Source organism: Anaerosporobacter sp. (genome assembly GCF_965301125.1).
In genome coordinates this window covers 1-5,057 of record NZ_CBDLAM010000234.1, presented here as the reverse complement: position 1 = coordinate 5,057, position 5,057 = coordinate 1, and the positions used below count along the sequence as shown (strand labels likewise).

Genomic DNA, 5,057 nt, shown 5'->3' with positions numbered 1-5,057 from the left:
TCCATCCCCTATATTATAGGCATCAACTAAATAATGAATTGAATCTATATCTGGCAACTCTCCTTCATATTCTTTTGCTGCAAGTATATAAGTAAAGTCGATTATTCCGTATTCTTCTTTTATTTTTTTCTCTTCCTCCATACTTTTTTGTATATCTTTAAGATAAGTAACCATATAAGAAGAATCTATCAAATGTATCTTTAAATCCATTAAATCTTCTTCTGTCATATTGTCATAAGAGAGAAGTTCATTTACTGGAATTTCCTCCAAATCTTCTTCTGTTAGCTGAAATAACTCCATCAACATTTCTTTTGTTGCCAATGGTTCTTCTTTTTTCCCCTTATCTTGGTTTGTATTCATTTCTTTTACCTGCCCCTCTCCTTGGTTTTTCTTAGAACAAGCACTAATTAATATGCTTAAAAACAAAGTACCTATTAATAAATATAATAATTTATTCCTCATATCTAATTATTTCCTTCCGTTAATGAAATACTGACTTCCTCTATCTTTTTTAATGATTCCGGGAAATACTCCTGCATTTTCTGTAATGAATCTGTGTTATTTGTCATCTGCCTAGCAAATACATGTGCCCATAATTCTTTTGACTGTTTTCCTGTATACTCTCCATTTTTACTATTCCAATAATAAGTTGATGTTCCGTCCGTATTCTTTGTGCTATGACCATACGACCCTCTTGTTTTATTATCCGTAAAACCACCATAAACATCAGATATACCATTATATATTGTTGCTTCAGTAGAACTTTGCGAAAACTGTATACTATATTGGCTCTTAACTGCATTATATATTTTTTTACACGATTTGTTTAATGAATTTTCTTGAAAGTTACAGCTAATTAATCCGGTTACTATTTTGTTTATTTCTGACATAGATAAATTATATCCATTATTTCCCGCATACTCCTCTACCGCCTTCGATATATTTTCCCTCACATCGTTCTCTGCTGTTTGTTGAACTGTCAATCCATCTGAAAAAATCTTATGATTTGTCGTCCACTTTATATCTGTTGAAGTAGTCCAAAATAAAAATTTATTCTCTTTATCCATTGTTATTAAATCATCTATTGCATGCCCCACTTCATGAAAGAAAACAGCATATGCCCCCCTCCTATCATCCTTACCTTCTCCTACTGTTCCATGGAATCTAAGATATAGCTTCTTAACATCTGAACTATAATGCTGAGACAAAGAATCCCCATTACTATCCTTTTCCGGATAATTATATTCTGCAATATCTAAATCCCCTGCATATTCAAAGAACACACTTTTGTACGGTTCTGGGGCAGTATATGCAATAAACTTAATGTTTTTAATATCTACAGAATAATCATACGTAGTATCATTTTTCATTTCCTCGAATAGATCATCGAGATTCTTGGCATCTTCTGGATTCAGATACTCATAATATTCTATTACTAAATCAATATCCTTATTGAACTCATTACTTGAAACAGATCCATTCATATATTTCGTAACATCACCATCATAGTATCTACCTACTGATTCTATAAGGCTTTTCTTTAGATCATCGTTCATTTCATCCCAATTAAGAGACCATTCCTTCATCGTGAAACTTGCAGCTAACGCTGGGTCTACAACAACCTGACTCATCATATACGCTAAATTTACATTTGGTGTTGTTGATGAGAGTACTATATCCTTGGGATTTAAATCATATAATTCTGTCAATGATTTCATTACGTTATAGTGAAATGGACGATCAATCTCTTCCTCTGCATTCTCATGTATACCTTCACAAAACTTGTATAACTTCTCTCTCTCTAGTTCTAAAGAATCTATTTTACTCTTTAGCAAAACTTGGCTTATTCCTGTTATTCCAGTCAATCCACTACTAGAAATTGCTGTACAAGCATCTTTTGTAGTTTCGTATGCTTCCATGAGAATCGAGTTAATTGATATGGCTGACTCCCTATTCCAGGCCTGCATATGGGCAAGCCATAATTCGCTGTCAGATATGATATCTTTAATCACTTCTTCTGAACCTCCTTTATCAGTTTCGATGCTATTTGCCGATCTTTTTCTCTCAGCTCAGTACTCGTCAATTCTGTATAAGCCGCTAAATGTTCATAACATTGCTTCAATTTGTCAAGGTGTTGCGACAAAACACGAAAGAAATCATTTACTCCCTCTAATGCATATCCATTATAACTATCATACATGGTCTGCTGCATGGTAGCCACATCCTTGAAAATATCATCTACATAACTAGCGCATTGCGTGAAATCTACCTTTAATTCTTCCATAAAGGTATCATTCAAAGCAATACTTGTATCCTTATTCCCCATCTAATACACCTCCAGCCGCTCTTTAAGAATTTTCTTTAGCTCCTCTCCACTTCTTTCGTGTAATAAGCTATCCTTACAATCATAGTAGTATCTCTTATCATTCGATATAAAGAATAATTCCTTTGTATTTTTTTCTTGATTTGTGAGATATTTCGTTTGTATTGTAAAACTCGTCTTAGCGTTTATTTCATATTGATTTAAGAGATCTCTGGTATTGATGAGAGAATCATTTTTGCTAGATGTATCCTTATCTTCTTCTAATAATTGCGGAAATAACTCTTCCAATACCTGTATACTTTCCTTCAGGTTTATTGCTAAGAAACTATAGCCTTCCTCTTTACTATGCTTTAATAAGATTCCATTTTTCTCGTCAATACAACCGATTGTTAGATCTAATAGATGTATATACCTCTTTGCTTCTTTAAAATATTTAATTTTACCGATTTCACCAGCTCCTATAGTTGTTACTGTGTTATAATTTTCTAGATATCCTTTTTGAATCAGTACATCTTTAACTATTTCCGTTTCCACTTTTGATAGCCTTTTCTTTGAGAATGATGGAATGGCATAGATATCGTTTCCATCAAGTGCACTATTCAAAACATAAAGTTCACTGAATGTCATTTTCATATCCTCCCATCATAATGATCCAATTGCTGAGTTTGTAAATCGATCCGAACTTGTGACTAGGTCTTTTTCATGAGTATTCATCTGGCCAAATATATCTATAATACTTCTTCGATATTCTGCAGTTAACTTTAATAGGGTTTTACATTTTTCACAACTTTCACCTTTCCACTCTCCACTATCTAAAGAAGTTTTCAGATTTTTCTCTAGGCTTTCAATTTCAAGCCATATCTTATGTACATCAACCTCACTTTTTTCATAGCAATCGATCCCTGATTTTACTATTTTGATTTCTGACATACTTTCTCGTCCTCCCATTCTTCTGTATATATCTTTGCTTCCCACTCAAGCTTCTTACTGTTACATTCTGATATTGCAACGTTCAAATCATCACAAAAACTACTAAGTTCATTGTTAATGAAATCAAAACTAGTAAAGTAATCATCTCTTACCAATATGTATTTATCTACGTACTCTCCTACAACTCCTGTAGTATCTGCCACTACGTAATTAATACCTTTTTTATAGACCTCTGTGTCAGATATAGCCGAAAGTATATTGTATCGATATTGTTTCAATTTACTTTCTAAATCTTCATAATCGTCCTTTTTATCCTGTGCAGATTGATCGAATTTAGTTACCCATGGCATATATACCCCTCCTCTTGATTATATAGCGAAATCTAGTCTTATGTAGATGTTGTTATTTTGACATATTTTTATAGTATGTACATAATTATACAGTATATGGTTATCTCTGTCATTTATTTTTTCCTATTATTTGTTCTAATTCCTATTATTTAACAGTCTTGTAAATTTGACGAGTTACGTTTCCAGTTGGTTCCATATGTTTTTCAGATAATCAGATAAGTTTCAACTAAACTTTAGTTATCCTATTCTTTAGCACAAAAAAGCGGTTTCGGTAGCTCCATTTTTGCAGATGAGTATGAATCAGATAATAATTTAATCTACTAAAGATAAACGGTCTATCGCTCTTACAATTGACGAATCATATAAAACGGATAGAAATTCATCTATCTCCAATTAAACTCCTTTCACTACTACACATTTTTCAGGACTTAGTTTCCATTGCATTTTATGGAATATTATGTTATTGTGTGTAATATTATGTTGTTTCATACACATCATAATACTAATAATAGGGAGGTAGACATGAAATCAGTAAAGAAAGGAATTTTTCTAACATTGTTTCTCCTATTGTTTTTGTTACCACAACCGGTGGCAAAAGCATATACGGAGGATTTTTCAACACCAGAGAACAAAAACGAATCACAGGGGGGATTTCGTTTTCAAGAAATTGATGATGGTACTATAAAAATAACCGGATATACTGGCACGGATACTGACATCGTCATTCCAGATACCATCGATGGTAAAATAGTAAGTGTAATTGGCTATAGTTCTTTTCAATATGATCACATAGCTAGTGTTACAATACCTGGGAGTGTAACACACATAGAAGAAGATGCATTTTATAGATGTGATGAGTTAGAGACTGTAACATTTACAGATGATGGACTTGAGTCCATTGGGGATAATGCTTTTTATAATTGTGAAGCACTTCAAGAATTATCATTCCCAACTACATTAGAAAACGTCGGAGAAGGAGCATTTTCATATGTACGTTTAGAAAATCTTACAATTCCATCAAGCGTAGAAAAATGGGGAGATGGTGTATTCTTCCGAAGTACTATAAGTACATTAATAATTGAAGATGGTATTACTAAATTAGGTAAGAATATGTTTTACTACAGCGAAATTGATACGGTTAAGATTCCATCATCCGTAACTAACATCAATAATGCCTTCGAAGGAGCTGAGATAAAATCTTTTGTTTGCCAGCAAGGAAGTGCAGCATACAAATACGCCTTAAAGAATAAGTTTAAGATAACATATAAAGGACCATATATAAATATTACACAAAAATCAGTATACATTGGTGATCATGTTAATCTAAAATTAAAAAAAGTTAAATCAAAGGTTAAATGGAAATCAAGTAATAAAGCTATTGCAACTGTATCTTCAAAAGGTGTTGTTACTACCAAAAAGAAAGGTACTGTTACCATCTCAACCAAATACGATGG

At 32.6% G+C, this 5,057-nt stretch carries 7 protein-coding genes; 1 reads left to right on the top strand and 6 read right to left on the bottom strand.

Translation table 11 applies throughout. The features are described from left to right. From ACW2QF_RS17590 to ACW2QF_RS17565, 6 genes are all read right to left on the bottom strand, one after another. Positions 1-462 (bottom strand): hypothetical protein (locus ACW2QF_RS17590; RefSeq protein ID WP_455717322.1); only part of this gene is annotated, 462 nt, incomplete at its 3' end. Between the two features lie 2 nt (positions 463-464). After that, entirely contained in the window at positions 465-2,012 is a 1,548-nt protein-coding gene (locus tag ACW2QF_RS17585; protein WP_455717321.1) for a hypothetical protein, read from the bottom strand. Next, on the bottom strand, positions 2,009-2,326 hold the full coding sequence (locus ACW2QF_RS17580) for a hypothetical protein (RefSeq protein WP_455717320.1): 318 nt from the start codon (positions 2,324-2,326) through the stop codon (positions 2,009-2,011). Before ACW2QF_RS17580 ends, ACW2QF_RS17585 begins: the two co-directional genes overlap by 4 nt. Next, the gene (locus ACW2QF_RS17575) at positions 2,327-2,950 is read right to left on the bottom strand and encodes a DUF5081 family protein (protein WP_455717319.1); all 624 of its coding nucleotides are present in this window, start codon (positions 2,948-2,950) and stop codon (positions 2,327-2,329) included. 15 nt (positions 2,951-2,965) lie between these two features. Next, positions 2,966-3,253, bottom strand: coding sequence for a hypothetical protein (locus ACW2QF_RS17570; RefSeq protein ID WP_455717318.1), 288 nt, complete (start codon positions 3,251-3,253; stop codon positions 2,966-2,968). Beyond that, positions 3,235-3,603 carry a hypothetical protein gene (locus tag ACW2QF_RS17565; protein WP_455717317.1) on the bottom strand — a complete coding sequence of 123 codons (369 nt, stop codon included), beginning with the start codon at positions 3,601-3,603 and terminating at the stop codon, positions 3,235-3,237. The genes ACW2QF_RS17570 and ACW2QF_RS17565 overlap by 19 nt, the downstream gene beginning before the upstream one ends. Before the next feature lie 522 nt (positions 3,604-4,125). Here ACW2QF_RS17565 and ACW2QF_RS17560 point away from each other — a divergent pair. Further along, positions 4,126-5,057 (top strand): leucine-rich repeat protein (locus ACW2QF_RS17560; protein WP_455717316.1); only part of this gene is annotated, 932 nt, incomplete at its 3' end.